At 48.4% G+C, this 25,817-nt stretch carries 16 protein-coding genes and 1 tRNA gene; 6 read left to right on the top strand and 11 right to left on the bottom strand.

The window, feature by feature from the left end:
* Nucleotides 1–123: 123 nt before the first annotated feature.
* Genes DWY79_RS00390 through DWY79_RS00375 form a run of 4 tightly spaced genes read right to left on the bottom strand, consistent with a single transcriptional unit; the run spans nucleotide 124 to nucleotide 6,358 of the window.
* Entirely contained in the window at nucleotides 124–3,243 is a 3,120-nt protein-coding gene (locus tag DWY79_RS00390) for an efflux RND transporter permease subunit (protein ID WP_005861971.1), read from the bottom strand.
* Between the two features lie 6 nt (nucleotides 3,244–3,249).
* The gene (locus DWY79_RS00385; RefSeq protein WP_008774010.1) at nucleotides 3,250–4,275 is read right to left on the bottom strand and encodes an efflux RND transporter periplasmic adaptor subunit; all 1,026 of its coding nucleotides are present in this window, start codon (nucleotides 4,273–4,275) and stop codon (nucleotides 3,250–3,252) included.
* Between the two features lie 46 nt (nucleotides 4,276–4,321).
* The gene (locus tag DWY79_RS00380; protein ID WP_008778062.1) at nucleotides 4,322–5,713 is read right to left on the bottom strand and encodes a TolC family protein; all 1,392 of its coding nucleotides are present in this window, start codon (nucleotides 5,711–5,713) and stop codon (nucleotides 4,322–4,324) included.
* 42 nt (nucleotides 5,714–5,755) lie between these two features.
* Nucleotides 5,756–6,358, bottom strand: a complete 603-nt coding sequence (locus DWY79_RS00375; RefSeq protein WP_005866074.1) for a TetR/AcrR family transcriptional regulator — start codon at nucleotides 6,356–6,358, stop codon at nucleotides 5,756–5,758.
* Between the two features lie 311 nt (nucleotides 6,359–6,669).
* Here DWY79_RS00375 and DWY79_RS00370 point away from each other — a divergent pair, with 311 nt between their 5' ends.
* Nucleotides 6,670–7,575 carry an AraC family transcriptional regulator gene (locus tag DWY79_RS00370; RefSeq protein ID WP_036612287.1) on the top strand — a complete coding sequence of 302 codons (906 nt, stop codon included), beginning with the start codon at nucleotides 6,670–6,672 and terminating at the stop codon, nucleotides 7,573–7,575.
* Here DWY79_RS00370 and DWY79_RS00365 read toward each other — a convergent pair.
* Nucleotides 7,570–8,106 (bottom strand): HdeD family acid-resistance protein, encoded by a 537-nt coding sequence (locus tag DWY79_RS00365; RefSeq protein ID WP_005866076.1) that lies wholly within the window; start codon nucleotides 8,104–8,106, stop codon nucleotides 7,570–7,572. The two genes, DWY79_RS00370 and DWY79_RS00365, sit on opposite strands and share 6 nt — an antisense overlap.
* 184 nt (nucleotides 8,107–8,290) lie before the next feature.
* Between DWY79_RS00365 and DWY79_RS00360 the strand changes: the two genes are divergently transcribed.
* From DWY79_RS00360 to DWY79_RS00340, 5 genes are all read left to right on the top strand, one after another.
* Entirely contained in the window at nucleotides 8,291–9,379 is a 1,089-nt protein-coding gene (locus DWY79_RS00360) for an acyltransferase (RefSeq protein WP_036651401.1), read from the top strand.
* A 113-nt stretch (nucleotides 9,380–9,492) separates the two neighbouring features.
* A complete protein-coding gene (locus tag DWY79_RS00355) occupies nucleotides 9,493–10,512 on the top strand; it encodes a L,D-transpeptidase (protein WP_122368668.1) in 1,020 nt (339 codons plus the stop codon).
* Nucleotides 10,513–10,546: 34 nt separating this feature from the next.
* A complete protein-coding gene (locus DWY79_RS00350; protein WP_122246856.1) occupies nucleotides 10,547–11,287 on the top strand; it encodes a murein L,D-transpeptidase catalytic domain family protein in 741 nt (246 codons plus the stop codon).
* A gap of 59 nt (nucleotides 11,288–11,346) precedes the next feature.
* Nucleotides 11,347–11,421, top strand: a tRNA-Pro gene (locus tag DWY79_RS00345).
* Nucleotides 11,422–11,619: 198 nt separating this feature from the next.
* On the top strand, nucleotides 11,620–12,795 hold the full coding sequence (locus DWY79_RS00340; protein WP_122368667.1) for a site-specific integrase: 1,176 nt from the start codon (nucleotides 11,620–11,622) through the stop codon (nucleotides 12,793–12,795).
* A gap of 30 nt (nucleotides 12,796–12,825) precedes the next feature.
* Here the strand turns inward: DWY79_RS00340 and DWY79_RS00335 are convergent, their stop codons facing one another.
* The 6 genes from DWY79_RS00335 to DWY79_RS00310 are packed head-to-tail and all read right to left on the bottom strand — an operon-like array spanning nucleotide 12,826 to nucleotide 25,817.
* Entirely contained in the window at nucleotides 12,826–13,200 is a 375-nt protein-coding gene (locus DWY79_RS00335) for a hypothetical protein (protein WP_122368666.1), read from the bottom strand.
* Entirely contained in the window at nucleotides 13,197–18,980 is a 5,784-nt protein-coding gene (locus tag DWY79_RS00330) for a CotH kinase family protein (RefSeq protein ID WP_122368665.1), read from the bottom strand. Before DWY79_RS00330 ends, DWY79_RS00335 begins: the two co-directional genes overlap by 4 nt.
* A 14-nt stretch (nucleotides 18,981–18,994) precedes the next feature.
* Entirely contained in the window at nucleotides 18,995–19,276 is a 282-nt protein-coding gene (locus DWY79_RS00325) for a hypothetical protein (RefSeq protein ID WP_048928078.1), read from the bottom strand.
* Nucleotides 19,254–19,550 carry a hypothetical protein gene (locus tag DWY79_RS00320; RefSeq protein ID WP_122368664.1) on the bottom strand — a complete coding sequence of 99 codons (297 nt, stop codon included), beginning with the start codon at nucleotides 19,548–19,550 and terminating at the stop codon, nucleotides 19,254–19,256. The genes DWY79_RS00325 and DWY79_RS00320 overlap by 23 nt, the downstream gene beginning before the upstream one ends.
* A 17-nt stretch (nucleotides 19,551–19,567) precedes the next feature.
* A complete protein-coding gene (locus tag DWY79_RS00315; RefSeq protein ID WP_233554150.1) occupies nucleotides 19,568–23,734 on the bottom strand; it encodes a hypothetical protein in 4,167 nt (1,388 codons plus the stop codon).
* Nucleotides 23,735–23,789: 55 nt separating this feature from the next.
* Nucleotides 23,790–25,817, bottom strand: coding sequence for a hypothetical protein (locus DWY79_RS00310; RefSeq protein WP_122368663.1), 2,028 nt, complete (start codon nucleotides 25,815–25,817; stop codon nucleotides 23,790–23,792).

Genomic DNA, 25,817 nt, shown 5'->3' with positions numbered 1-25,817 from the left:
CGATGGGCATTCAAGACAGCTTATAATGGGCATCGTAAGCACCTTACAATGGGCATTGTTATGACCTAACAATGCCCATCGAGGTTTGCTTGGCCTCAGCTTCCCTATGGTACGCAAAGATAATTAATTATTTCGTAATGCCTTCCTTATTTTACGGCGTCTTCGTTTTACGCCGTTGGCAGCGAATACGGCATAGACCGTCGGAACAATAATCAAGGTAATCAAGGTGGATACGGAAAGACCCCAAGCCACAGTCATACCCATCGAGCGCCACATCTCGGAACCCTCGCCGGTTCCCACCGCCATCGGGATCATACCCAAAACGGTCGTCAACGTTGTCATCAATACCGGACGGAGACGGGATTTACCGGCAGTCACTACCGACGTGATAATACCCATGCCACGCTCCCGGCATAAGATCGTATAGTCGATCAGCACGATACCGTTCTTAACCACGATACCCATCAACATGATCACGCCGATCAAAGCCATAACGCCCAATGGTGTCTGCGTGACCGCCAATCCCAATACGATACCTGTAAAGGCGAACGGGATAGAGAACATGATCACGAACGGGTCTACCAACGACTCGAACTGGGCAGCCATCACGATGAATACCAAGATGATGATCAATACCATCAAGATGCCCAAATCGGTAAATGTATCCTGCTGATCTTCGAATGTTCCACCCAACTGCCAACTTACGTCGGATGGGATATCCATTTGTTTCAACTCGTTCCGGGCGGCGGCAACCAAGTCGCTCAATGCCGCTCCCTTACCCGCTACGGCAGATACGGTGATCACACGCTCACGGTCTTTACGCTCGATGGTCGGGGGAGTCATACGTTCCACTACCTTGCCTAAATCACGGATGCGGATGCCTTTGCCCTCATTGTTATAGATCAAAATATTCTCAAGATCCTCTACGGACTCACGGAACTCTGGGGCGTAACGTACCTTGATATCATACTCATCTCCATCCTCACGATATTTTGAAGCGGTGGAACCATTTACACGGTTTCGGAGATACATGGAGGCGGTTGTTACGTTCAGCCCGTTGATGGCCAGTTTCTCCCGGTCGAAGTCGATCTGGTATTCCGGGATATAATCCTCACGGCTGATATTTACTTGCGAGCATCCTTTTACATTTCTCATACGACGGGCGATCTCATTCGCCACGGCATCCGTCTGGGCGAAATCAAAACCATAGATCTCGATGTTAACCGAGGTCTCTCCACCCATAGAACCTTCCTGCCCTCCGGCGAGTACCTCGAATTTCTTGATCTCGCTGTATTGGGCTAAGTCCTGCCGCATCAACTCGCAAATCTCGGTAAGACCTCTCTCACGGTCGCCCACGCTAGTCAGGTTTATATTGAACTCGATGATATGCGTACCGTTATTGCTTAGCTGGGCGAAGGTATTATCCGTATCCGCCGTACCTTCCGTGAAGTTACTGATCAGGATCTCCGGATATTTCTCACGGAACTTCTTGTCGATGTCGAGAGCTAACTCACGGGTAATATCCTGCCGTGTACCGATCGGCAACTCAATCGTTATACCGATGCGTGCGTTATCTTGTGTCGGGAAAAATTCCGTCTTGATGACCGGTATCAGCATCATACTGCCGATGAAGATCAGCGTAGCGCCTACGATCACCGTTTTCCGGTGGCGTACGGCCCAGTTCAAGAAGCGTCCGTAACCGCGATCCAAGGCGTTCAATCCCTTTTCGATAGGCGTGAAGAACATCCGGTACAATTTACCCTTCTCCGGTTGCTGGCGTAATAACTGTGAGCAAAGCATCGGGGTCAATGTCAAGGCACCTACCGTAGAAACGATCATGATGATACTAACGATCCATCCTAACTGCTTAAATAAGATACCCGCCATACCCGTAACCATCGTCAACGGCAAGAACACCGCCAACATCGTAAGGGTGGAGGCGATAACCGAGATAGCCACCTCGTTCGTGGCGTGTACGGCGGCCTGTTTCGGCTGGCTACCCCGCTCGATATGGGTCGTTACGTTCTCCAATACCACGATAGCGTCGTCCACCACCATGCCGATAGCGATAGAAAGTGAGCTCAACGAGATAATGTTTAACGTATTACCCGAGGCCAGCAAATAAGCGAAAGAAGCGATCAAGGAGATCGGGATGGTCAAGATAATGATAAACGTGGCCCTCCAACGTCCCAAGAACACGAATACCACCAACATAACGATGATAAAGGTAATCATGATCGTCTCTTTCAAGCTATCGATCGTATTCAAGATATTCGTGGAAGTATCCATGATTACGTCCAGCTTCACGTCTGAGGGTAAGCTAGCCTGTATCTCCGGAAGTTTCTGGTGTACCTTCTTGGCGATGTTCACCGAGTTCGCTCCGGACTGTTTCTGTATGACGATCATACCACCTTTCGTGCCGTTGTTGAACGTTTCTTGCGCACGTTCCTCGATACTGTCCTCTACACGGGCCACGTCACGCAGATATACGTTCTTTCCGTTCTGGCTACCGATCACTAGGTCTAGCATCTGCTTAGCGTCCGTGAATTCTCCTTGAACACGCAAGGAGTAGGTATTAGAGCCGATATCTACGCTACCTCCCGGTGTATTCCGGTTCTCTTGCGCGATGATGGTAGAGATACCTTCGATGGTCTGGCCGTAAGCCTCCAATTTGTACGGGTCGCAATACACTTGCAACTCACGGATCGGCGTACCGGAGATAGACACGGCACCCACGCCACTGATACGGGCCAATGGGTTGGATACCTTATCATCCAATATCTTGTAAAGAGCGTTCGTGCTCTCCTCCGCAGTCACGGAAAGGATCAAGATGGGGATATCGTCCGTACCGAACTTGAAGATGATCGGATTCTCTACGTCATCGGGTAGGGAAGACTCTACCATGTCCAGTTTGTCGCGGACATCGTTCGTGGCGACATCGATATCGATGCCATAATTAAATTCCAACGTTACGATCGATATATTCTCACGGGATTGCGACGTGATATGCTTCAAGTCGCTTACGCTATTCAATACGTTTTCCAAGGGCTTCGAAACATTCATCTCGATATCCGAAGCACTGGCGCCGGGATAGGCCGTCATCACCATGATGGTGTTCGTCTCTATCTCCGGAAGCAAGTCCACTGATAACCTGCTTAAGGAAAAAAGTCCGAAGATCACGATCGCCACAAATACAAGGGCGGTCGATACGGGCTTTCTTACCGCTGTTCCATATAAACTCATAGTCTGTTATTCGTTTTCGATTTCAACTTCCATACCGTTCGTCAGGCGGCTTTGCCCGGTGATAACCACTTGGTCGCCATCCTCCACTCCGGATATGATCTCATATTTATCACCCATACGGCGTCCTAGCTCCACCTTCTGGTAGGATACCTTGCCGTCTTTGCATACATAGATATACCGGTCGCCGGCACCTGATTGTTTTACGATAGAGCGATCCGGAGCCACCACGTGATCCATATGGCCGAAACTCATCGTCACCCGGGCGAACATACCCGGTCGCACTCGCTCATCCGAGTTGGCGATCTTGATCTCCACGGGGAACGTGCGGGTAGCGGGATCGATCGTCGGGTAAACTAAGTTGACTTTACCCTTGAAAACCTCGTCTCCGTACACATCCAGCCGGATGTCTACCTCATGGCCTTTCTTCACTTTCGTAAAAAGACTCTCGGAGACATTCACCATTAATTTGACCGGACGGATTTCCTCTACCGTATAGATGGGGTTTCCGCCGCTGTACATATCGCCGCTATCGTAGTTGCGGGCGGTTACGACTCCGCTGATCGGGCTTAGCAATTGGGTGTTCTCCACCAAGTTTTTATACGTCTCGCGAGCCACTTCCAAGGAAGTCTTTTGGGCATCCCAAGCGGATTTGGAAGCACCGCCTACCTTATACAACTCGTCGATACGTTTGAACTCGATCTCTTGGTTATCCAATTGTATCTTCGCTTGCTTTAGGCTTGTAGCGTCCATCTTGGCCAATAACTGCCCGGCTTTTACATGGTCGCCTACCTCGGCGAAGATTTTCTCGATACGGAATGGGGTTTGGGGAGCGATATTATTTTTGATATTCGCTTCCACCGTAGCGGTAAATTCACTGAGTTGCTCCACGTCTTGAACAGAGACCGTCTCCACTTTCACCTTTACTTTCTCATTCTGTGTTTCCGTGGCTTCCTCACTCTTATTACCCGAGCAAGACATCAGCAGGGCCAATGTAGCTATCGGTATTACTTTCAGCATTTGACTTGTCTTCATATAATTGTTCCTAATTATTATCTATTAAACTTTCAATTTTTAATTTTCAATTCATCTGTCCGTTACCCAATACTTTCTCCAGATCTGCCTTCGCTACCATATAGTCGTAGATAGATTGGTTGAAGTTCAACCGGGCCTGCGTCAAGGCAAGTTCGGCATCGTTCATCTCCAGCCATGTACCGGCTCCGGTGTCGTACCGTTTTTGCGAGATCATATATCCCCGTTCCGCTTGCTCGACTCCCTTTTGGGCGGCGTCGAACTTCTTGATACAGGTATTCATATTATCTATGTACTGTTTAACGGCCAACTGCAAATTACGCTTGGTATCGTCCCGTTGCAGGTTTAATTGGTCGATGGAGACTTTCGTCTGCTTTACCTTATAAAATTTACTACCTCCGGAGAAGATAGGAACCGATAACGTGATACCGATCATCGAATAGGGGTTCCATCTGTAATTCTTGAACTTGAAGTCATTGTTCATGGCACTCCATTGATATAGACCGGTCAGCGACAAGGTCGGCAGATAATCGAATTTCTGCATGACCAGCGTCTTTTTTAGCTGTTCCGCCTGAAGGTCTAATTGTTTCAAGTCGGTATTCTCGGATAAGGTTGTATCCGTGGATAGATAGTCGGCGAAGAGGCTGGACTTGAAATCCGTCAGTTGCCCGTCGCAATCGATATTTAAATCCAGATCCATACCCAATAACGCTTTTAACTGCCATTTAGCCAAGGTAAGGGAGTTCTCTGCCTGCAACAGATTAGGCTCTGTATTCTTTACCGTCACATCGGCACGTATCAAATCGTATTCAGCTACGGTTCCCTGTTCATACTTCCGTTTGATATCCAGATAATTCTCCATGGCATTGTCGTAACTTTGCTTGAATACCCGGTAAGAGTCGCTTGCCAGAAGGACGGCGTAAAAGCTCTTTTTCACTTGGTTCACCATCGCTATCTTAGAAGAGCGAGCTTGCTCCACCGCCAATTCCACGTCTAAGGCCGAGATACTCAAGCTTTTCCATAAGGAGGCGTTCACCAGTGGCATGGAAGCGTTGAAGCCCAAGCTCCAGTTGTTGCTACGTCCTACCTCGAAACCCTCGTCCATACTCGACATGTCCGTGCCTTCGGGCAAGCTGCCGCCTCCCATGTCACCCATGTCGAAATCCATATACATCACCTGTTTCTTCAAGGTACGGTTGTAGTCCCCCGCAAAACTGATCTGCGGAAATAGAGAAGCGTACGAGCCTTTACGTGCGTACTTTTTCTTCTGTATTTCTTTATCGGCAACTTTTACGGTCGGGTTCTCGCTAAGGGCGATCTCTAGCGCTTTCCCAAGATCCAGTTTCAGGGTGTCTTGAGCCAGAACCGGTCTCGCCGCCAGAAAAGGCAATACCATAAATGTGACCAACATCATTTTTCTACTCATCAATAATCGTTTCATTTAGGATAGATTTTGTCTGTGATTAAACTCATTAAGTGTTCGCTATAAATCATAGGATTGTTTGAGATCGAATCGGTCTAGGATCGCTCTTCCCTTCTCGGTACTGATCCCTTTCAGGAATGTGAGGAGGATCGTGTTGTATACCTCGGTGATGGAATGCTTGCAGAAGACATTGGAAGGCCGCAACATCTTCGTCTGCTCTTTCACCAGTAAGGCCATGATCTCGAAGTTGATCCCCTCTTGGAACACGCCCTCTTTAACGCCCCGTGTGAACAAGTCCATACACCTCTTACCCATTCTCGCTTTATTCATCTCTATTTTTTGTTGGGCTTTCGGATATTTCTTCAAGTCCTCGTAAAACTTCTCGTTGAACCATCTCGGGTTTTTCATCATCTCCTCATAGAAAAGCAGGATTACTTCCAAGGCATTGAAAGGTTCTTTTTCCAGTCCCGTCAGATATTGTCCGAGCGATTCGGAATTGTGATCGATCCCCTCGATCAGCAAGGTTTCCTTGTCCTCGAACGACTCGTAAAGTGTACGCTTGGAGATGCCAGCCGCTTTCGCTACATCATCCATACTCACACTCTTGATGCCATATTGAGAAAAAAGATCGAACGCCGTATTAATAATCTGTTCTTTTATCATATTCGTTTTTGTTACGTCAAAAGTAGCCGGGGCAATCCCCGTATACAAGTAAAAAGCGCTGACTCGTCCGTTGGAATCGACCAATGACCGGATATTCCCGTCGAATCTATTCGCAAAGGTCTGATATATTTAGAAAACCAGAAAGGTTTATACTGTTACGGTATTGATATGGAATGAAACAGGATATTGTCAAAAATTCTTGTTATTCGTTCAATTTTGGATGAAAATTGGTTAAAAACGAAATAGTGGGTGGTCTTTGGCTTTTTATTTCTATCTTTGTCCGAGGTGATAATAAAAATCTACAGATAGATATGAAAAATTTACCTTTAATTGAAGTCACTGAGTTAATCAAGGGAATTGAGTCCAGCGACAACTTTCAAGATGATTTATCGATAGCGGATCTGAACGGAGATTTGATTAATTACGAGGAAAAAAGGCTGGAGCATTCCACCCCGATGCGTTTAAATGCCTTGTTGATGATCTTGGTACAGGAAGGTACCGCCGATATCTCGGTAGACTATATTCCATATAAGATAGAGAAGAATACGTTTATAACCTTGATGCCGACTCATATCATACAGGTATCGAAGGTGAGCAAAGACCTAAGAGGGCGTTTGTTGATCGTGTCCAGATCTTTTCTGGATGGATATACTGCCCCGGCAGGGAAAAAGAACTCCATGGTGCATTATATGCAGATCCGTAAGAATCCATGTGCTACGATTAGCGCCGAGGAGACTGAGCATATATCCGGCCAATTCTCCATCTTACGGGAAAAGATGAAGTTGCGTACCCATTTTTTCCAGAAGGAGGCTCTCCAGAACGCCTTAATCGGTTTCTTTATCGAGTTGGCTAATATCTTTATGGGTAAGAAGGAGCTGATGACGGCACCTACACTCTCTCGGAAGGAGGAGCTTTTCGAGCAGTTCCTGCAATTGCTTTTCGAGCATTGCAAGGAGCAGCACGTCGTTACTTTCTATGCCGAGAAATTATTTATTACCCCACAGTATCTTTCGCTTATCTTGAAAGAGCTAACGGGTAAATCAGCGAATAAATGGATTGACGACGCCTTGATCGTCGAGGCCAAGATGCTGTTGAAGGCCCCGCAAGCCACGGTTCAGCAAGTAGCGGATATACTCCACTTCTCCGATCAATCCACTTTCGGTAAGTTTTTCAAGAAGCATATGGGTATATCACCCATGGAATACCGGAAATCATAATCCGGTATTTTCTATACGCTTGCGGAACTTATACCAGTTGATCAACTCACAAGCCCCGTAGAAAATGCTGGCTACACCGAAGATTACGAATGTATTTGCCGCCGCCCCGAACGGGTAGGCAAGAATCATTACTCCGGTTATCAAGATCAAAGCCGGCATCAGGTAGAACCCCAACGGTACATTGCTCCATTTCCTTGCGGATATCAATGAAACCAATTGCTGTACACCGGCAATTACCAATAAGGCTCCGAGTACGTACATTAATATATTCACGAAGAACTCGGGCATGATCACCAACCACGCTCCGAACAGTACGCTTCCCGCTGCCTCGATAGGAAACATCGGTTTCTCCCCGTTCTCGTTCTTCGGTCGGGTGAAATAGCTGAGGATAGCGAATAACCCCGGTAAAATAAATAGTATACCGATCGTGATAACCAGATAGGTTATGGCTGCTTCCGGCCATAATACCAAAACAAACCCTAATACCATCGCAAATGCGCTACGTAAAACCGCGCCATTAATAGATCTCATATGTTTTTATTTTAGATTTCATTTATAATATGACAAAGGTATATATTCTTTCCGACTTTTTTTACCTTTGTGCGCCATAAAGCAGTATCAGGAAAAACATCGAAATATATCCCTCTTGAATGCATGCTTCGCGTAAAAAGACAAACTTGAAATCATCTAACGAATAATAATACTAAAACAAAAAATGAAGCGTATAGTTTTTTTGGATTACGTGCGTGTGTTCGCGTGCTTCCTTGTCATGGTTGTCCACGCCAGTGAAAACTTTTATGGAGCTGAGGGCTCCACGGATATGGTGGGACCGCAATCTTATCTGGCCAATGAGGCTGATCGGTTGTGGGTAGCCGTATACGATGGTTTCTCACGCATGGCGGTGCCATTGTTTATAATTGTCTCCGCCTTTCTTCTTGCGCCGATGAAGGCAGGGCTGACCTCTTGGCAATTCTACCGTCAGCGTTGTATCCGCATCTTACCGCCGTTTTTCATATTTATGATACTATACAGCACTTTACCCTTGCTGTGGGGGCAGATAGATGCCGAGACATCATTGAAAGATATATCGAGAATATTCTTGAACTTTCCTTCACAGGCCGGACATTTGTGGTTCATGTACCCTTTGATCAGCCTCTATTTATTTATACCCGTAATATCGCCATGGTTGAATAAAGCCACGGCGAAAGAAGAGCGTTTTTTCATCGGCTTGTTTCTGTTGTCGACCTGTATGCCCTATCTCAATCGTTGCTTCGGCGAGGTGTGGGGACAATGTTTTTGGAACGAATACCATATACTGTGGTACTTCTCCGGTTATTTAGGATACCTCGTACTGGCACATTATATACATGTCCATCTTACATGGAACCGTTCTAAACGTCTGGTTATCGGAATCGCCTCGATGCTCGTCGGTGCCTTGCTGACGATTTATTCCTTCTATGTCCAAGCGATACCCGGAGTAACTCTTGTCACACCTGAGATAGAGATCGGATGGGCTTTCTGTACGATTAACTGTGTGCTTCTTACGGCGGGTACGTTCCTCGCTTTTACTTGCATAGGCAATTCGAAATCTCCACGACTCATAACAGAGATGTCTAAACTCAGCTACGGTATGTACCTTATGCATATATTTTGGCTCGGATTGTGGGTAACGGTGTTTAAGCACGACTTAGCCTTGCCTACTGTCGCCGCCATACCATGTATTGCGGTAAGTACATTTATCTGCTGTTATGTGACGACAAAGATTATCTCATTAATACCGGGCAGTAAATGGATTATAGGATGAATATAGGATAGCTCTGTCATTTGGCGCGGTTACTTTGTAAACAAGATGATAAGATTACCTGTTATTTGGAAAAAATCGTATATTTACGATATTCAAATAAATCCCGGGTAATAATGATGACGAGAACAGTTTTTATACTTTTGATATCGAGCCTTTGTACGCTAAGTTATTGTACGCCGAGGACCGAGCCTGCTCAAACCGAGGTCTTAACTCCTGTGGATTCTATATCGAAGGATTCCGCTGTGATCATGGAGACTTTGCCTCCCCATATCGAAATAGAGAAAGAGCTGCTTTACGATAAGCATACTTTAGAAGATACTTACCCCTATAAAGATACGACACGGGAGTTCCAGTGGGAGAAAATGAAAGAAAGATTATCCTTATTGGAGTCGATCCAAAAGGAGCCGTCTCAATGGGCGATCTTGCAGAACTATAAAAACAGGAATGGAGAGGCTCCTCTTGTAAAAGTCTTCAAGAGAGATGCCTATAAGAGGGTTTCCGATACGCTTGGTGTAGAACGCTATCAATCCGTCCCGCTTTATTTGCTGACTGATACCGTGACTCCCGAGATCTATGGACGTGACGGTAGCTTGGTTCGTATCAAGGCGATGGATGAGGATTCTAAATTCGCTCGTATACAAACCGTGTATGATGGGAAGGAGGAGTGGTATGCTCCGAAGAAATATATCAAGCAAATAGGGGATACGGTAGTCTTCGATAAGGCGATCTTCGTGGATCGTCATAACCAGAATATCGCGACCTTGGAGCACGTCGGCTCGAAATGGTTGGTTCGTAGCATGAACCCTGCGACTACCGGACAGCATCGTCCTCCTTATGCGCAGGAAACCCCGTTGGGAATGTATGTTCTCCAAGAAAAAAAGTCTCGCATGATCTATTTGGTAGACGGTTCCAAGGAGACAGGTGGATTCGCTCCTTATGCCAACCGTTTTACGAATGGGGCGTATATCCATGGCGTACCGGTCAACGCTCCTCGTAAATCGTTGATCGAATATAGTCCTTCGTTGGGAACGACACCCCGGTCTCATATGTGTGTGAGAAATGCGACTTCGCATGCGCAATTTGTTTATGATTGGGCGCCTGTTAATAAGACGATTGTTTTTGTATTAGAATAAAAATCATAACTTTGCGGCGTTATTGTTTTTTAGTATGCGAAGGATTTTCTTGTATTTGTTTTTTATTGTCTTGTCTGTAGGTTCAATTTCAACCGGTGGCGTTTTGCGTGCCCTATCTCCGGAAACGGGATCAACGTCTGTGGCGGTTATGGGGCGCCAATTATATGAGGAGATGCGATTGGATCAATGGGTTTGTTTCGATGCGTTTATGCAGGGGCTTAGAGGTTCCGAGAAGATTGATCGGAAAAATAAGGATATCCTTACATTGATCGATTTCTCTAAACCTTCTACGGCGGAGCGTATGGTTGTATTGGATATACGGCAAAAGAGAATACTTTACACCTCTTTGGTTTCTCACGGTAAGAATAGCGGGGGGAATTATGCGACCTCTTTCTCGAACGAGAACGGTTCCCACAAAAGCTCTTTAGGATTTTATCTGACGGAAAATACGTACCAAGGCCGGAATGGCTATTCGCTTATCCTAAATGGATTGGAAAAAGGAATAAATGATTTGGCTAAGCAAAGGGCGATTGTAATTCATGGCGCCTCTTATTCCGATCCTTCTGTGGCAGCTTCCTCGGGTCGGTTAGGACGTAGCCTTGGTTGCCCTGCGTTGCCTGTATCTGTCAGTAAGCCAATTATTAATACGATAAAGAATGGAACCCTTTTATTTATTTACGCCAACGATAAGAACTATCTGACGCAAAGTTCCATTCTATCCACTCAACAAGAAAATGATATTTTTCATGAAAAAAGTTACCGAAAAGTTTTGTAGTTTAAAATAAAGGCGTACCTTTGCACCGCAATCAGAGATAAACACTATGAATTGCAAGACGGGGTGTAGCGCAGTCCGGTTAGCGCACCTGCTTTGGGAGCAGGGGGTCCCAAGTTCGAATCTTGGTACCCCGACTTAGAAAAAGGGAAATGGTTGGTATTCAACTGTTTCCCTTTAACTGTTTTAATACCCCCGGGACAGGAATGGGACATAAGTTATCAAAGTGCCTCGTTTTAACATAACGGGACAATTTTGAGACAGGAAATGTCTGTAAGATTTTTAGTGTAAATGTCTTAGCGTTGATTTTAATTTAAAATTGACGTTAAAAAAAAATGCCTAAAAGGAAACAAAGTTCGAGTGTTTTGAGCATCGTAGCTTATACTCCGCCTCAATTATATGTCGGGGTGGAATGGTATATCGGATTTATGGCCTTCGATCCAGCAAAGGGAAAGATGCGCCGAAAAAAAATCAAGCTTAATCATATTTCGAAAATAGGAGAGAGGAGGATCTATGCAAAAGATTTGATCAATCGTCTTTCGGAACAACTTCGAAGAGGCTGGAACCCATGGATTGAGCGGGAATCAGCATTATCTTATGTATTTATTGATGATGCCATAGAACATTTCTTTCGGATACAGAAAAAATATTTGGATGATGACATTATCCGAGAAGCTACTTATGTGGAATATCAATCAAAGATTAGGAATCTCAAGAAATACAATGAGTCGTTGAAACAGTCGGCTACGTATATTTACCAAATTGATCAGCGCTTTTTGCAAGAGTTTTTGGATCATATATACATTGATCGCGGCAATACGGCCAAAACTCATGATAACTACATAAGGGTTTTGAGTGTATTTTGTAAATTCCTAGTACGCTCTGGGTATCACAAAACGAATATGGCCGAAGGTTTGCAAATTTTAGGAAAGCGGCATTATCAAAAAAACAGGACAGTCTTGTCTATAAAAGATCTTGAGCGCTTACGGAACTACTTGATGGGGAATAATAAACATTTCTTGCTAGCCTGTTACATTGAATATTATTGCCTTATTCGCCCTAAAGAGATGTCAATGCTGAAAATAAGGGATATATCGTTTAAGAATCAAACGATTTTAGTTAGTGGTGATATATCGAAGAACCGAAAAGATGCGGTGGTTACATTGAATAAAAAGGTTATTCAATTGATGATAGATTTGAAAATCTACCAATATCCGATGAATTATTATCTTTTCTCAGATTCTTTCAAACCAGGAGAGAGTGGAAGAACCGAGAAACAGTTTAGGGATTATTGGTTATCCCATGTTATGAGAGATTTAAAGTTTTCGAAGGATTATAAGTTCTATTCCCTAAAAGATTCCGGAGTTACAATGATGCTTCGCCAAAATGTGGATGCTCTGTCTGTACGTGATCAAGCTAGGCATTCCTCAATATCAATAACGGATATATATACGCCACATGATTTGAAGGAGGCGAATCCTTTGTTGACGAATTTTGATACGGGATTTTAATGAAAATATGATCTGGTCGTTGTTAATAGATTACATTCCTAATAATCTCATCATCATCTCCACTTTCCTCTCCAAGGCACGATAATCGGCCAGTGTCACCTTTTGGGGTTCCGGGGGAAGATCGTCGGGAGGTTCGGGGGAGGCATCGGCGGCTATCATTGGCCTCACCGCTTCCTCCATGTCGGTATCCTCGTCAAGCAATACGGTCTCGGCGGCTACCGGATCGTCGATCTCCTCATAGTGCCCGGGGAGTTCTTCCAAGGGGGTATCCAGCCTCTCGCCGCCTAGGTGATAGGTCTTGCCTAGATAGATTTCCGGTCCGGCTATCCATCCGTCACTGATACGGCGGAAAACCTTGCCGTCCTCCGCTATCAGATGCTTGTTGTTAGATTCGTCTGTTCTCATGACTCCGTTTTTTCTGATATGGGTTTGATACGACTTGCGTAAGCGGACCAGTTCGTGGCCATCTTATAGGTATCCACGGCATCGTCCGGCACGTAGATCGGACAGTTGTTGCCGTTCGTCAAGGCTCCACTGGAGAGGGGGAAGGGGGTGGGGAATAAGACGCTGACGAAAGCCAGATTGCGGCAGCTAGACAGCAAGGATGAATTGTCGGTAAGCTTCACCCACGATGCCAGCGGAGTCAAGTCCACGGAGGTTAGGCTGCGGCAGTTATACAGCAAAGCGCCGCAATTCGTAACATTCACCCACGATGCCAGTGGGGTCAAGTCCACGGAGGTTAGCTTGGTGCAGCTAGACAGCAAGTATTCGCAACTGGTAACATTCACCCACGATGCCAGCGGGGTCAAGTCCACGGAGGTTAAGCTGGGGCAGTTATACAGCAAGCTTGAAGCATCAGTTCTATCCGTATCATTCTTAAACACATCCTTTCCGAAGTAAATTAACTTAGAGCATCCACTGAAAGTAATATTAGAAACCTTACTGTCCCCAATGCTCCAATAGGCTATCAAGTTAGAACTAAAGCCCATACAAGACGTGATGTCCCTGCAATTCCTTACCTCCATCTGGTGAAACCCGCTATTCCCATAGGTGTGGCTATAGGACTTGTATCCCGTACCGGAAGCATTTTCTGTCGTATCGTCACCCCAATCAATAACGTAATTAGCGGTAGGAGAAGAGACACTAATGGAGCAAGACGTTCCTGTCAACATCATCTGGATGTTTCCATTCTCTTCCGGCTTTATTCTCTCAGGGTTTAAGTTCATTTGAACATTGACAGTCATAGCGGATGTGCCTACTGTCACCTGTCCTTTATACTCGTAATAATCTGGATCTGTAACCGAATAATCCAAGGTACCTTTGGACAAAAGCAACGTACACTCTCCGTAACGGTTCGTAGTGCCACTCTTCCCTCCGCAAACAACCGTAGCCCCCTCTATATACAAAGAGGTATCCAATTTATCCACCACTACGAATTTTACGCTAACAGCCGCATAGACCTCCACCGTATTGGTGGTATCATTGGTTATCGCCGAAAAAGAGAATGTATTCGGAGAATATCCCGTAGCTTCCACAGTCCCGGATACAGCCTCCCCACCCCGGATGTATACATATCCGTTAGTGTCTGTCACATAACGTTTGTCGCCAATGATCACGGATGCCCCGGAAGGATAAACGTTTTGACCGCACACCTTTACCCGTATCGTACGCAAGGGGATATAGGTGATGGTATAGGTTTGCGTACGGGTGCCCGCCACCAGATAGGAATCCGAGAAGTCTTGGTGATTATCGCATTTAAAATTAAAGTCTATCACGCTATCATCATCCGCCGTTACTTTATAAGTATACTCATTAACCTTCTCGAACTCGAAATCACAGTCGAATACCCCGTTTGTAATTGATTTCGATTGAGAGGAACGGAACACGAAGGTCGTAATCGTGGGAGGTAAAAGATTAGTGTAAGTGATAACCAACTCCGGGAAGGCATCCCGGCATTTCGCTAGCTTATCCTCCGTTGCGGTAATGACATGCAGTTTGCCGGTAACTACGGCCTTAGTCAGATTGTTCCCGTTCTCATCGATACCACCCACCTTGATCAATTTATACACATCATTCAAGTTGTTCGCATTGGCATTGATGTTGATTAGGCGCACACGGTTCAGCACGGGATTCTTCATACCTAAGCAGCGCTCCACAAGGTAAAGAACGTTTATCCCCGTATCCTCGCAAACGATCGTAGTCAGTTTCGTAACCCCGGCTATATCGAAATAAGCGTCCGTAAGCTTGGATTGGTTACGGAGGGTTAAGCCCGTGAGGGTAGCCGGGAGATACAGATTGGAGAGGATACCGGCGGCAGGCAACACCACGGAGGTGATGGACGTGCCTTGGGCGTAGACCTCCTCCATGTTCTCGCATCCGGAGATATCCACCGCCTGCCTCAAGTTCGGGCAGTTACGGATGTCCAGCTTGCGGAGCATATTATTCGTTCCGATCGAGAGTACGGTAAGGTTCGTGTTCTTATAGCCCGACACGCCGCTACCGATCAACAACTCAGAGAGGCGGGTAGCCTTGGACACGTCGATCGTACCGGCGTACAGCCCGGACATATCCCCCAGTGACTTTACCCGGCTCGCGCCATAGATGATGGTCTCGGTGTCATTGAACACGATGTCGGGGGCCTCGATCAATACCGGCACGTCCTTGTAGGTACGTTGCCCCACCATGTAGGAACCGTACTTTACACGGGTATACTGATCGGCGTACGGGATGATCGTCATGTTGGCCGACGGGGACACGCCCGTCCATTCCCGGGGCGTATAGAGACGCAAGGTCGCGAAATCCGAGAGGAAACTGCCCGCCGTATACTTACTGTCTATATAAAGGAAGCGGTTATACGTCCACCACTTACGGTTCTCGATACGGGAGCCTTGGGCGGCGTACAGGTAAGACCCGTTGCCCTCCTCTATCAGCGGGTCGATATACTTGAAACGACCGTCGGCGTTGTAGATCGCCTCGCACCATTTGTCCGATTGCTCGCCGTTCAACACGGACATGATCAAGTCGTACGAGAGCAATCCACGGGTACGGATATCCTTGTACATCGCCTCGATCTCGGAAGGGAAACATTTCTCAAGGTTGTTCCATAACACGCTACTTTCACCGTTCCAGACATTTAGCGTACCTATCTTGTCGTGATACTCTATATTGTATCCGAAAGCGATCAATCCCTCGTTGTTCAGGCCGAAACAGGTGTCGTTGTCGTAAAAGATAAAGATCCATTTCCCCTCCTCATGGAAATAGGTAAGGAACATGTTCTTCGCCCGCTGGTCCACCATACCGAACAACTCGGTGATAAGGTAGTAGGCGATCAAGTTATCAAGGTTGAAATGATTCCGAACCTCGTTCTTGAATTTCTCCAAGTTATCCTTGGTGGATACGACCCATGAGGTAACGGCCATGAGCTTCTCCGGCTTGCGGGTGCCCGCCTCGTACTCGGCGTTGATAGCGTCATCGTCCGGATAGCGGGACTCGAAATCGTTCATCCAGTCCGTCCCGGAGAAATCGGCGGACTTGAAGAGGCAACGATCGGAGGTGTTGTTCGAGAATTCCCAGCTCTCATCACCATCAGAAAACCCAAAGGTCTCGGCGGTGGACTTGTCGTTGTTGAAATTATACTTACCCACGAACTCGAGCGTATCACTGGCCGTCTCACGGTGGAAGATGGCTATCGGGTAGCCGTCTACCGTTGTGCGGACCTCCTTGTTTGTCTTTTGGGGCGGGGTGGTAAGCCCCATCTCTATCAATAGGGAATTGATGACCTTGGCCATACCCGTGTTGTGCGTACCGGAAGACTCGGCGAAATCCGCTTTCACGCAAAAGGCGTTCACGGGGATACTATCCGCCCGTAATGCGTATGTGGGCGATGTCCTTCCGCTCTCCGTGTAGGTGATATCGGCCTTGAACTTGAACTTCCAGTTCTTCCTCGGATAATATTGGGAGGAGGTACCTTGCACGTCATTCTGGACGTTCTCGCAAGAGAAAGATCGCCCGGGTTCTTGCAAGTCCGTAAAATAGACCTTGTTTGTTTTCTTATCGCCTTTATAAGTAGGCAACGGCCCCTCGAAGATCAAGCAAGGCAATCGCTCCAACACCTTTTGATAGGTGATATCCCCATAATCATTATATACTTGGTTCCGGTTGTAGATAGCCAGCGCCTTGTCGTAATCGTCCAGATCGCCTATGAAGTTATCGAGCATCTGGTATTGGTTCAAGTCGTTATCGTAGACACGGATGTTATACAGGTCGATCGTACAGCCCTCGCTACCGATCATGATATCCTGCGGAACCTTCTGCTGGAAATTATCCTCCGACGGATATTGCGCCGCCCCGGACATGATGCCGTTGATATAGATGTATATTAAACGGTTTAGCGTGCGTTTCTCAACCACGAAGGAGATACGAACCCTCTCCTCCTCCTTGAACCGGGTGTCGATCGTGGTCTGCTCGGACGAGACCACCGCTTTCTGGGAAGATATCTGAAGGCCGATCCCCCCGTTCACGCACTCGATAGCGATAGCCTCGTAATCGGTCACGTCGCGGGTGGAGAACTCGAACTCGATGGTCTTACCCGTGGCCCGGAAGTCATCCTTGAATATCTTCAGCGGGATACGCACACGGGCGTCACCCGACACACGGAGGGAGGTGCTATCCCGTTCCGAGATCCAGCCGTTCGTCTTGAAGTTGAAGCCGGTCAGATCCGCGGATATATCCCCGTATTTCCACTCGTTACGGTTATTGTCGTTGTTACTCCGGTTCTGCGAGGTCAGCCAGAGTTGCAGGTTCGCCTTCTCCGGCTCCACGATCACCTCGGCGGGGGATACGGTGAGCGTAAAGGTCCGGGAGGCCGACCCGCTGGATATCTTCAGGGAGAGATCTCCCGACTGGGGAATACGGTAATTCCACTCGTGCAAGGTGCGGTCTACGCTCTGCGTGGATACCGTGGCGTTGTTCGCCGATAGCGTAACCTCCGATAGCGAGGAGTCCGGCGTATAGACCACGAAGGGGATCGTGAGCCGGTCGTATTGCCGCGCGGCGGTCTGGGCGAAAGAAGAGGCCACGATAGGCGTGTTATCCCCCTCCACGATACAGATAAGGTCGTTGGTAAGCGTGTTGCTCCGGATCAGCTCCTCGTTGATAAGGGCCGTCATGTAGACTTGGAGCGAGTGCGCCCCGTGCGTCTGCCTAGGGATCACGTAGGTCAATTGCCGGTTCGAGGCGCTGGTCTCCACCGTTCCCAACTCCTTCCCGTCCAGTACAAAATGCACCGTCTTGTTGATGGCCCCCACGGGCGTATAGCGATACACGATCTCCCCGGAATAGACGAGCGCCGGGTCTATGGAGGAGGATATGGACATGGATATCACCTCAATCGTATAGGATAGGGAACGTGACGATCCCGTGCTATCCTTCACGGTTACCCTTACCATGTTGGAGCCGGTGATCAAGTGTTCCGTCGGATCGAAATAATTATTGCCCTGCGAGATGGATACCATGCCCACCTTCTGGCTGTTCACGGTGTAAGTGGCCGTTCCCGGCCCGGTCTCGGAACCGTCATCCTGATAGACGCTCGTGAAATTGTATCCCACGGTGACGGCGGCCCCCTCTACCGTGGTGATGAGCGTATCGGTGACGCTCACGAGTTTCATGGTCACGCCGCCACCACCACCTCCTCCTCCGATCTCGGAGAGGTTCTTCACCGTCCATAGTGAGCTTCCGGCCTCTTGCACCAGCACACGGGACTCGTCCGGATCTTGGTCTACGATATCATCCACGTTGGTAAGCTCGCCCAGCGAGCTAGTCCCGCCGCCGCCACCGCTTCCGGAGCCTACCGGGATAGCGTCCGATACGACAATGCCCCCGGAGGTAAGATACAGATTACCGTCTTTCGAGTAGCCGTTATCCACCTTCTTTTCCAGCAATTTCTTGATCGCCTCCAGCTCCTTGGCATAATCCCCGTCCAATTTACCGAGCAAGTCTTTCAGCCGGACCTTCACGTAAGAGACGTTAAGACCTTTCTCCTCCAAGGCCGGCAAAGAGTTTACGAAATCCATGCTCTCCGCTACACGGAGATCCTCTACGCTAAGGGAACCCGCCTCTATAGCGTTCTTTACGATCGGGGTTAAAGTCTCGACCAGTTCTTTAATTTCTTCGAGAGTATATGCCATGGGATCAAGATTGCTTATAGGGTTACCGTCTCGTTAAATATCCTGTCGAAAGCGTTTTGCACCTTCGTATACGCGCTTATCCATTCCTCTCCGGTAAGGCTGTCCGGGGATTCTTGGAAGAAAGAGAGCCTTTTCCCCCGGTCTACGGAAGCATAGCCGATACGGGTACCGGCATCGTATATGTAGGCATCTATATGCTGGAATGGCTCGCTTTCCTTACGGGATGCCTCTATCTTCACGAAACCCGTGGAAGAAAGGGCTTCCGTCAAGGACTTATTGATTGTCGTTGTTTCCATTTTTCTTTGTTTTAGGGGTTAGTAACTCGTTCATGGCATTTTTCAAGGGGGCGATAAAGGAGGATCCCATGATAATCTCCTTGATGGATTCAGCCATAGGTCTCGGAACATCGATAGCTTCCTTGCTGTAGTATATCTTCTTTCCGAAATCAGAGACAGCGATATCCGCCGTACGTCCATAGACCAAGTTTCCTACCTCTTTTGTCAAGTCAATAACTACGGGATCGCCTTCTACCGTAGCGTTAATACTTACTTTACTGAAATCTACTTTCATGTTTTTATATATTAAAATTAAACACCTTGCAATAAATGACCATTATCATCGGTAACTCCAACGATTATTCCTCCTCTAACACGAATACGGACATTATCCAGATCATAAGTAGCAGGATCGAAACTTATGCCCTCATAATAATTATATGAATTACCAAAGCCGAGGTTATAAGCGAAACGAAATGCCCCCGCCGCCAATGTACCGGTAATGGTAGTACCCGTGGTTTTAGTGCTTCCCGAGAAGTAGCCCGCAAACTTAGATCCTGTAGGAGGGAAATTCGATCCATAACCATCTACAGATCCATATATGGCTACGCCAAAAGTGTTGCATATACCAGATATACACGCATGGGTATCAGCGGAATTGCTCCAAGCCCCTACCATGGTTTTACAACTTGTTCCGGTATTGTATGTATATCCTCCCCCTACAGTCAACCTAAAGGAGGTATTACCGAAATAGTCAGAGCCAGTCCAGTTAAGACCTTTATAACTATTCAAGGAGAACGCACCGATACTCAAGGTACTGCCTACGACAAGGTCTTTAACGTTTATCAAGTCCGCTTGAATATACCCTCCCGCTATAAGCGTCTGTCCGTTTATTATCACGCTCGCCAATTTGTTCGCTCCCACACTGGCGCTACCTGTAAGTTTCCCGGATAATTCCGTCTGAAGGGCTTTAGCCAAATCTTCTTTTGTGATAGCGCCTTTTTTGGTATAATTCGTAAGGCTATTGTTTAACGTATCCAGATTTATCTTACCAGCGATCTCTTGACTTAATGCCCAAGACAGATCATCGGAAGAGACACCATCTTTCCACGCCATCGATCCTAGATCACCTGAGCTAACCTTGTTCTTGATCGTATTCTGGGTGCTTAGGTCAAACATGGAAAATGTCACGAAACCGTTCAAATTGAGTCGGCTAGCGTTTATCTTGATCGTCTCCGCCGTCTGGTTGATGCTCGATATGATACTATCCTTAGATACCTTCAGATTAATATTGTCAGCGTTCACCTTGATAGCCGCCTCCATCTCGGTTTTCAGCCCGGATACGTCGGTCTTCTTGGCGTACAGCGTCAAGCTCTCATCTACACCGTCCAGCTTTAAGCCTAGGCTTGTCACTGTCTGGTTTATGCTGTCAGTCTTGTCAACATACAAGGATAACGTGCTGGTCGTATTATCCAATTCTACCCCCATGTCCGTCACCGTGCCGTTCAACGTGTCGATCTTTTGGGCGTACATGCCGATCTTCTCGTCCGTCTGCAGAAAAAGGGTGGACATCTCCAACCGTAGATCCTCCACGGGATGCGTGGACATCTGGACGTTGTAGATATATATTTCCCCCGTATAATTCAAGATGAAATCACCTGTTCCGTTCCATTTGCCGGAAAATTCCTCTTGAACGAAGGTATCCGTAATCGCCAACGGTTTGCTTACGTAAAGGCCCTGTCCGGAGAATCCGGACGTTAACGTACCGGCGGTCTTTACCATGTACATGAAGGATACGTAGTAGGTAGGCCAGACCTTCGTCCCGTCCGGAAGCTCAAGCTGTCCGGACGGCTTATTCCTCAAGTAGGAGTTTACTTGCTTCACTCCCGAATTCTTTATATACAGGGCCTTGCGGCTAGATACCTCTACGATCCCTGTAACCTTATCCTTCTCAGCGTAGAAGGAATCGTTCACGGCCATGAAACGCTCCTTCACCGTGAATAGCGACACGTCGTTACCGAGTACCCATCCTACCGTATCAGCGGAGAAAGAGGCGTTCGTGAGGCAATTATCCTTCTCCGACAACTCGTAGCGCACGGAAGACATCTCGCTGGAAAGCCTGCCTTCCACGATCTCGAACTTGGTCTTCACGTTCTCCCCCGTATCGAGCATGAACTGCCCACGGGCGTAAAGATTCTCCACGTACGCCCCGTCACCGTCCAACCTTCCGAAATAGGGCGTGACCAGACCGTTCATGTTCCCGATACGTACCTTCACGCAGTTTTCCGGATCGGTCTTCATCCCACGGATCACGTCCATGTAGGGCGTGCCGAACTCATCCACCGTGGTGATCTTCATGATGCCGCTGCGGGTGGAGTTATCCGGATTGTCCACACGACAAAGGGTATCCCTTTTGGCTATGTCCGATAGATTTCCCACGAAATTCGTGAAACGGAGCCAGTCCAGACGGTTCTCGCCGTCGGAGAGGTCCCCTACGGCCACTTCCACCACCTTCAGCTCGTACGACTTGGTCATCTTGTAGTCGTTCTGCAAGGTAGGATCGCCTTGAAACTGCTGTACCATGAGGATATCGCCTTCCCGGAACGGGTTGTACAACCTGCCTCCGTCGGTATCCAAGTAGATCCGGCCGGTCTCCGGGTCGTAATGATCCACCTCCATCATTCCGGCGAAGATGCGGTTATCATTCTCGCCAAGCAGTTGCGAGACCACGAACGTATATACTTTAAGCTCGTTGCGTACCGAGATCGAATCGATCTCCAGCTTGTATTTAGTCTCCTCCACACCGGCGGCGTTCGTCACCTTGTAAGGCGCTATCATGAATCCCGTCCCGTTCGGGAAACCGGAGGCGAATGTAGGAGAGGAAAGGGAACCGGCGAACATGGAGTCATTCTTCACCTTCAAGTCCTTCACCCATGCCGTGCCGTCGGCGAAGATACGGAAACCGTTCTCGTGCTTGAAACTATCAGCGTCACGGTCTGAGTAGATGGAGGATTCCAGCCCGCTTAAGATTATGTCTTTTTCGAAAGTGATGTTACCATGCGCCGTATCATCTATATCTTTTCTTAAAAAGCGATCATCAAGTGCGGATATAGGCTTTAGTATCTCCTTCAAGACTCTAAGAGCCGTGAAAGCGTTCTCATCGGACGGCTCTGTCAGATCATCTAATTTTATATGATAGAAATCGTCTCCCGGTCCACCCGATCCTCCTGCTCCGTTGACGATAGCCCTCCATGTCTCTCCAAGTTCACTTATGATGCCGTTCCTTATCGTGTCATGTATTACACCAAAAGACGTAACGGATGCTTTCGGGTTATGCGGATCAAAGGCCGGGAATAATACCCCCTCGCCAAGCTCTTGCCGTGGGAGCTCAGCTAAGCGAGGGGGAAAAATAAAATCCGGCGAGGAGAGGTTTGGAACCGTTAGATTATCCGGAAGCTCTTTCTCGTTACGGATAAGGTTCAGGTACCTCGAGATCTCCGAGAGTCGGTACGTGAACGTATAGGAGCTCGGGAGATCGTTGGAGGTGTAGGTGGCGTCGCTCTCGGTGACGATTATTCTCCGGATCATGGACGCCTCGTATATATACTTGGCCCGGCTGGGAAAAAAATCCAGCAACCAACGGCGGGAGTAATCATCGAGGAATCCCGTGTTCTTTACGAACTTACGATCGGTCTCCACGTCATACTCGGACAGGTTCTCGCCCAGTTCCGCTATCAGGTGCCCATGCTCCGCCTGCAGACGGTTCACCCCATGGGCACGGAAGGTGTCCATACCTCCCAGACTGTTCTCGAAAAGGAACCATTGCTCGTCCTCGGAATGGATATCCGTGAATTTATAGAATTGCGATACGCTCAGTCTCGCTCCGCCGGCCTCGGCGTAAACCTCGAGATAGCTGGGGTACTTGTTCCCGAATAGCTTGGCTACGATTGCGTATTGGAGATTGAGTGTCACGCACTCGCCGGCGGTCATTCCCTTCAAGGAGGTCATGCTCGAAGATTTGTCCGGGAACGTGGCCTTGGCCTTCACCGTGCAGTCCGATATGGCGTAGTAGGTCAACCACTCCGGTGAGTAATAGGTCACCTCCTTGACCTTTGGCTGCCACGTGAGGAAGTGGGACTTCAACCAGTTTCCCGGCGTGTCCGCCAGATCCGCTATCCCGCACCGGATCGCCCGGAACGAGTGGGAGGTCCCGTCTATCGTGGCCGTGAAATCTGCGAATATGGTATTTTGGGAATAGATCTCTTGGGCCGTGTCCAAAGTATAGCTCAATTGGCTTTCCACCACCTCTCTCACGTCGATCGTGACCATCTTGTCCGGCCCGGGCTCGTAGCTTTGCTCGAGCAAGGTGGCCGTTCCTTTCTTCAAGATGAAAGAGACGGCCTCTTGTGCCCCCAATACAAATTTCCTCATGTTCCCGGACAGGCTCAGAGCGTCTGGTTTATCTATGATCGTTGCCATTTGCGATTATTTTACCCCCAAAAGTATGGCTGTCGGATGGTCCGATAAAGGACAGTTACCGGGTCACGGGCTCGAGCCACACGGTCAGGGTACCGTCCTCCGGATCGGTCGGCCCGGATGCGGAGCCACGGCTATAGAATTGCACGGGATAAGTGGCTTGATGGTATTTCCCGCCCTGCACGTATTGGTATGCGCTGGGCGGGGCGTAGTATATGGTCACGGGCTCCTCCTTGAACACCCATCTCCTTTTCACGCTGTCACTGGCGTTGGACCGGGAGTAGTTGACCTTCCATTTATATTTGGATACATGGGAGGCGAACCGCTCTGCCTCGGCCATGGCCGTGGATACCGGCTCGTAAAGCCTCGTGGTAAGGAACGTGGATTCCAAGGGTTCCCGGGAACCCGGGCTATATTGTATGGCGGAGGGAAGCAACTCCTGTCCCTCGATCGTCACCTTCCTGTACTCGGAGAGCGATACCTTTTGGATGTCACTGAGAAGCATGCTCGCTTTTATCTCGAGCAGAGAGTTCCGGAGCAGGGAATCGTAATTCCTCCAGAACCGTTCGAAAAGCCCGTCCGGGCCGTGGTAGGCGAGCGTATAGTTCCAGAGCTTGTTTCCATCCGCATCATGATTGAGGATCGTCCCGTAGTCCAGTTTCCCGGCATGGAATACGAACGCCGGCATGGGTTTCAACTCCTCGTTATCTTCCGCCTCGCCTACCACCTCAGACGTGGAGTCATTCACGGAATCCATGATGATGGAGGAGTTCAACGATCTTCCGGTCCCTATATAAATCCCGAGATGCGGGATGGCCCCGGCTCCTCCGCTGCCAAAAGCAGGTGTATGGACCATCGCCGGTAGCACGTCCGGGGATTCCTTGCTCTCCGTCTCCAGTGTCCCGCCGGCGTAATAATCCATCGTGACCAGACCGATCCGTTGCGTGACCGGCGTGATCCCCTTGTAACCTCTCCGGACAAACTCACCCGATATCTGGTTATACTCCACGTCCGGGTATTTCTTTAATAGGTCTACCAAGGTACTGAACTCCTCGTTCTCGTTCCCCGTGGCTCTTCCCGTCGTTGGCATCGGGCGCTCGCTCTCCTGTTTCTCTTCCGGCGGCGTGAGCCGGTCACAGGTAAGCTTTAACTGCTTGAAGCTCGAGGGATGGTTGACTGTGTATTTACCAGCTACGCAATCCGTGAGGTCGCAGGAGGGTGTCTCGTTCAGGTTCTCATCGAATAGCACGATACGGATGGTCTTGCGGGTCTCGTCCGGGATGAACTCGCAGCAGAATTTATATCGGTATACGTCCAGTATCGTCTTGATCATGCAGTCCGGGACGATCTGGGAGTATCGGATCTCACCCCTTACGATCGTATCGATCGTGTTGTTCAAAAAAACCATGTCCTTGAATGGGGTGGTGCGGGAAAAGAAGGAGTCCTCCAAGGTGTAGCCAAGATAGGCGAATATCTCCTCCAATAGATGCAATCCACGGATGAAGGGGGATATGTAGAATCCCGGAGCCAACCGGATCGTTTTCTCATCGACTACCTCCGTCCGCTCCACGTCGTTGTAAAGACGGGGATATCCGTCCGGTCCCGGATCACCGGTGGCGTTTAAAGAACCGGACTCTAGGATGGCCGGGAACAAGGCGAATCGGTCGTCATGTGTAATGAACAGGTTCCGGCAGAAGGATATCGCCTCGCTGACAGACGCGAACTTGAGAACCTTGTCCTCAAAGACCGTGGATAACGGTACATCCTTGATCTTCTCGTAGAACGCTCCGGTATTCAAGTAAAAACTGGTCTCGATCCCGCTCTTCCGGTTCGCCGACAGGATGGCTTGACGGCAGGGAATGGAGAATACCCCGTGTTGGATCATGGCGTTGATCCGCTGCGAGGCCTTGCTGATCCCGGCCATGTTATCCGGATAGATGAGTAGCTCCCTATTCCTGTCCGTGGGAGGGAGTGTTACCGGTAAGCTCTGCTCTCCGTAATCGTTAAAGAACGGGTTCATCCGGGATAAGGTCAATTGGATGTCTCCTAGGTCGTAAGCCTTGCCGGATTCGTGAATGATGTCCAT

Source organism: Parabacteroides sp. AF27-14, assembly GCF_003635425.1.
Lineage (GTDB): Bacteria > Bacteroidota > Bacteroidia > Bacteroidales > Tannerellaceae > Parabacteroides > Parabacteroides distasonis.
The sequence above is the reverse complement of the archived record's forward strand: the minus strand, read 5'-3'. Positions and strand labels throughout refer to the sequence as shown.

Bases quoted from the DNA above. Each gene is read 5' to 3' on its own strand.
- DWY79_RS00390 (WP_005861971.1), bottom strand. From the start codon at position 3,243: ATGAGTTTATATGGAACAGCGGTAAGAAAGCCCGTATCGACCGCCCTT.
- DWY79_RS00385 (WP_008774010.1), bottom strand. From the start codon at position 4,275: ATGAAGACAAGTCAAATGCTGAAAGTAATACCGATAGCTACATTGGCC.
- DWY79_RS00380 (WP_008778062.1), bottom strand. From the start codon at position 5,713: ATGAAACGATTATTGATGAGTAGAAAAATGATGTTGGTCACATTTATG.
- DWY79_RS00375 (WP_005866074.1), bottom strand. From the start codon at position 6,358: ATGATAAAAGAACAGATTATTAATACGGCGTTCGATCTTTTTTCTCAA.
- DWY79_RS00370 (WP_036612287.1), top strand. From the start codon at position 6,670: ATGAAAAATTTACCTTTAATTGAAGTCACTGAGTTAATCAAGGGAATT.
- DWY79_RS00365 (WP_005866076.1), bottom strand. From the start codon at position 8,106: ATGAGATCTATTAATGGCGCGGTTTTACGTAGCGCATTTGCGATGGTA.
- DWY79_RS00360 (WP_036651401.1), top strand. From the start codon at position 8,291: ATGAAGCGTATAGTTTTTTTGGATTACGTGCGTGTGTTCGCGTGCTTC.
- DWY79_RS00355 (WP_122368668.1), top strand. From the start codon at position 9,493: ATGATGACGAGAACAGTTTTTATACTTTTGATATCGAGCCTTTGTACG.
- DWY79_RS00350 (WP_122246856.1), top strand. From the start codon at position 10,547: ATGCGAAGGATTTTCTTGTATTTGTTTTTTATTGTCTTGTCTGTAGGT.
- DWY79_RS00340 (WP_122368667.1), top strand. From the start codon at position 11,620: ATGCCTAAAAGGAAACAAAGTTCGAGTGTTTTGAGCATCGTAGCTTAT.
- DWY79_RS00335 (WP_122368666.1), bottom strand. From the start codon at position 13,200: ATGAGAACAGACGAATCTAACAACAAGCATCTGATAGCGGAGGACGGC.
- DWY79_RS00330 (WP_122368665.1), bottom strand. From the start codon at position 18,980: ATGGCATATACTCTCGAAGAAATTAAAGAACTGGTCGAGACTTTAACC.
- DWY79_RS00325 (WP_048928078.1), bottom strand. From the start codon at position 19,276: ATGGAAACAACGACAATCAATAAGTCCTTGACGGAAGCCCTTTCTTCC.
- DWY79_RS00320 (WP_122368664.1), bottom strand. From the start codon at position 19,550: ATGAAAGTAGATTTCAGTAAAGTAAGTATTAACGCTACGGTAGAAGGC.
- DWY79_RS00315 (WP_233554150.1), bottom strand. From the start codon at position 23,734: ATGGCAACGATCATAGATAAACCAGACGCTCTGAGCCTGTCCGGGAAC.
- DWY79_RS00310 (WP_122368663.1), bottom strand. From the start codon at position 25,817: ATGGACATCATTCACGAATCCGGCAAGGCTTACGACCTAGGAGACATC.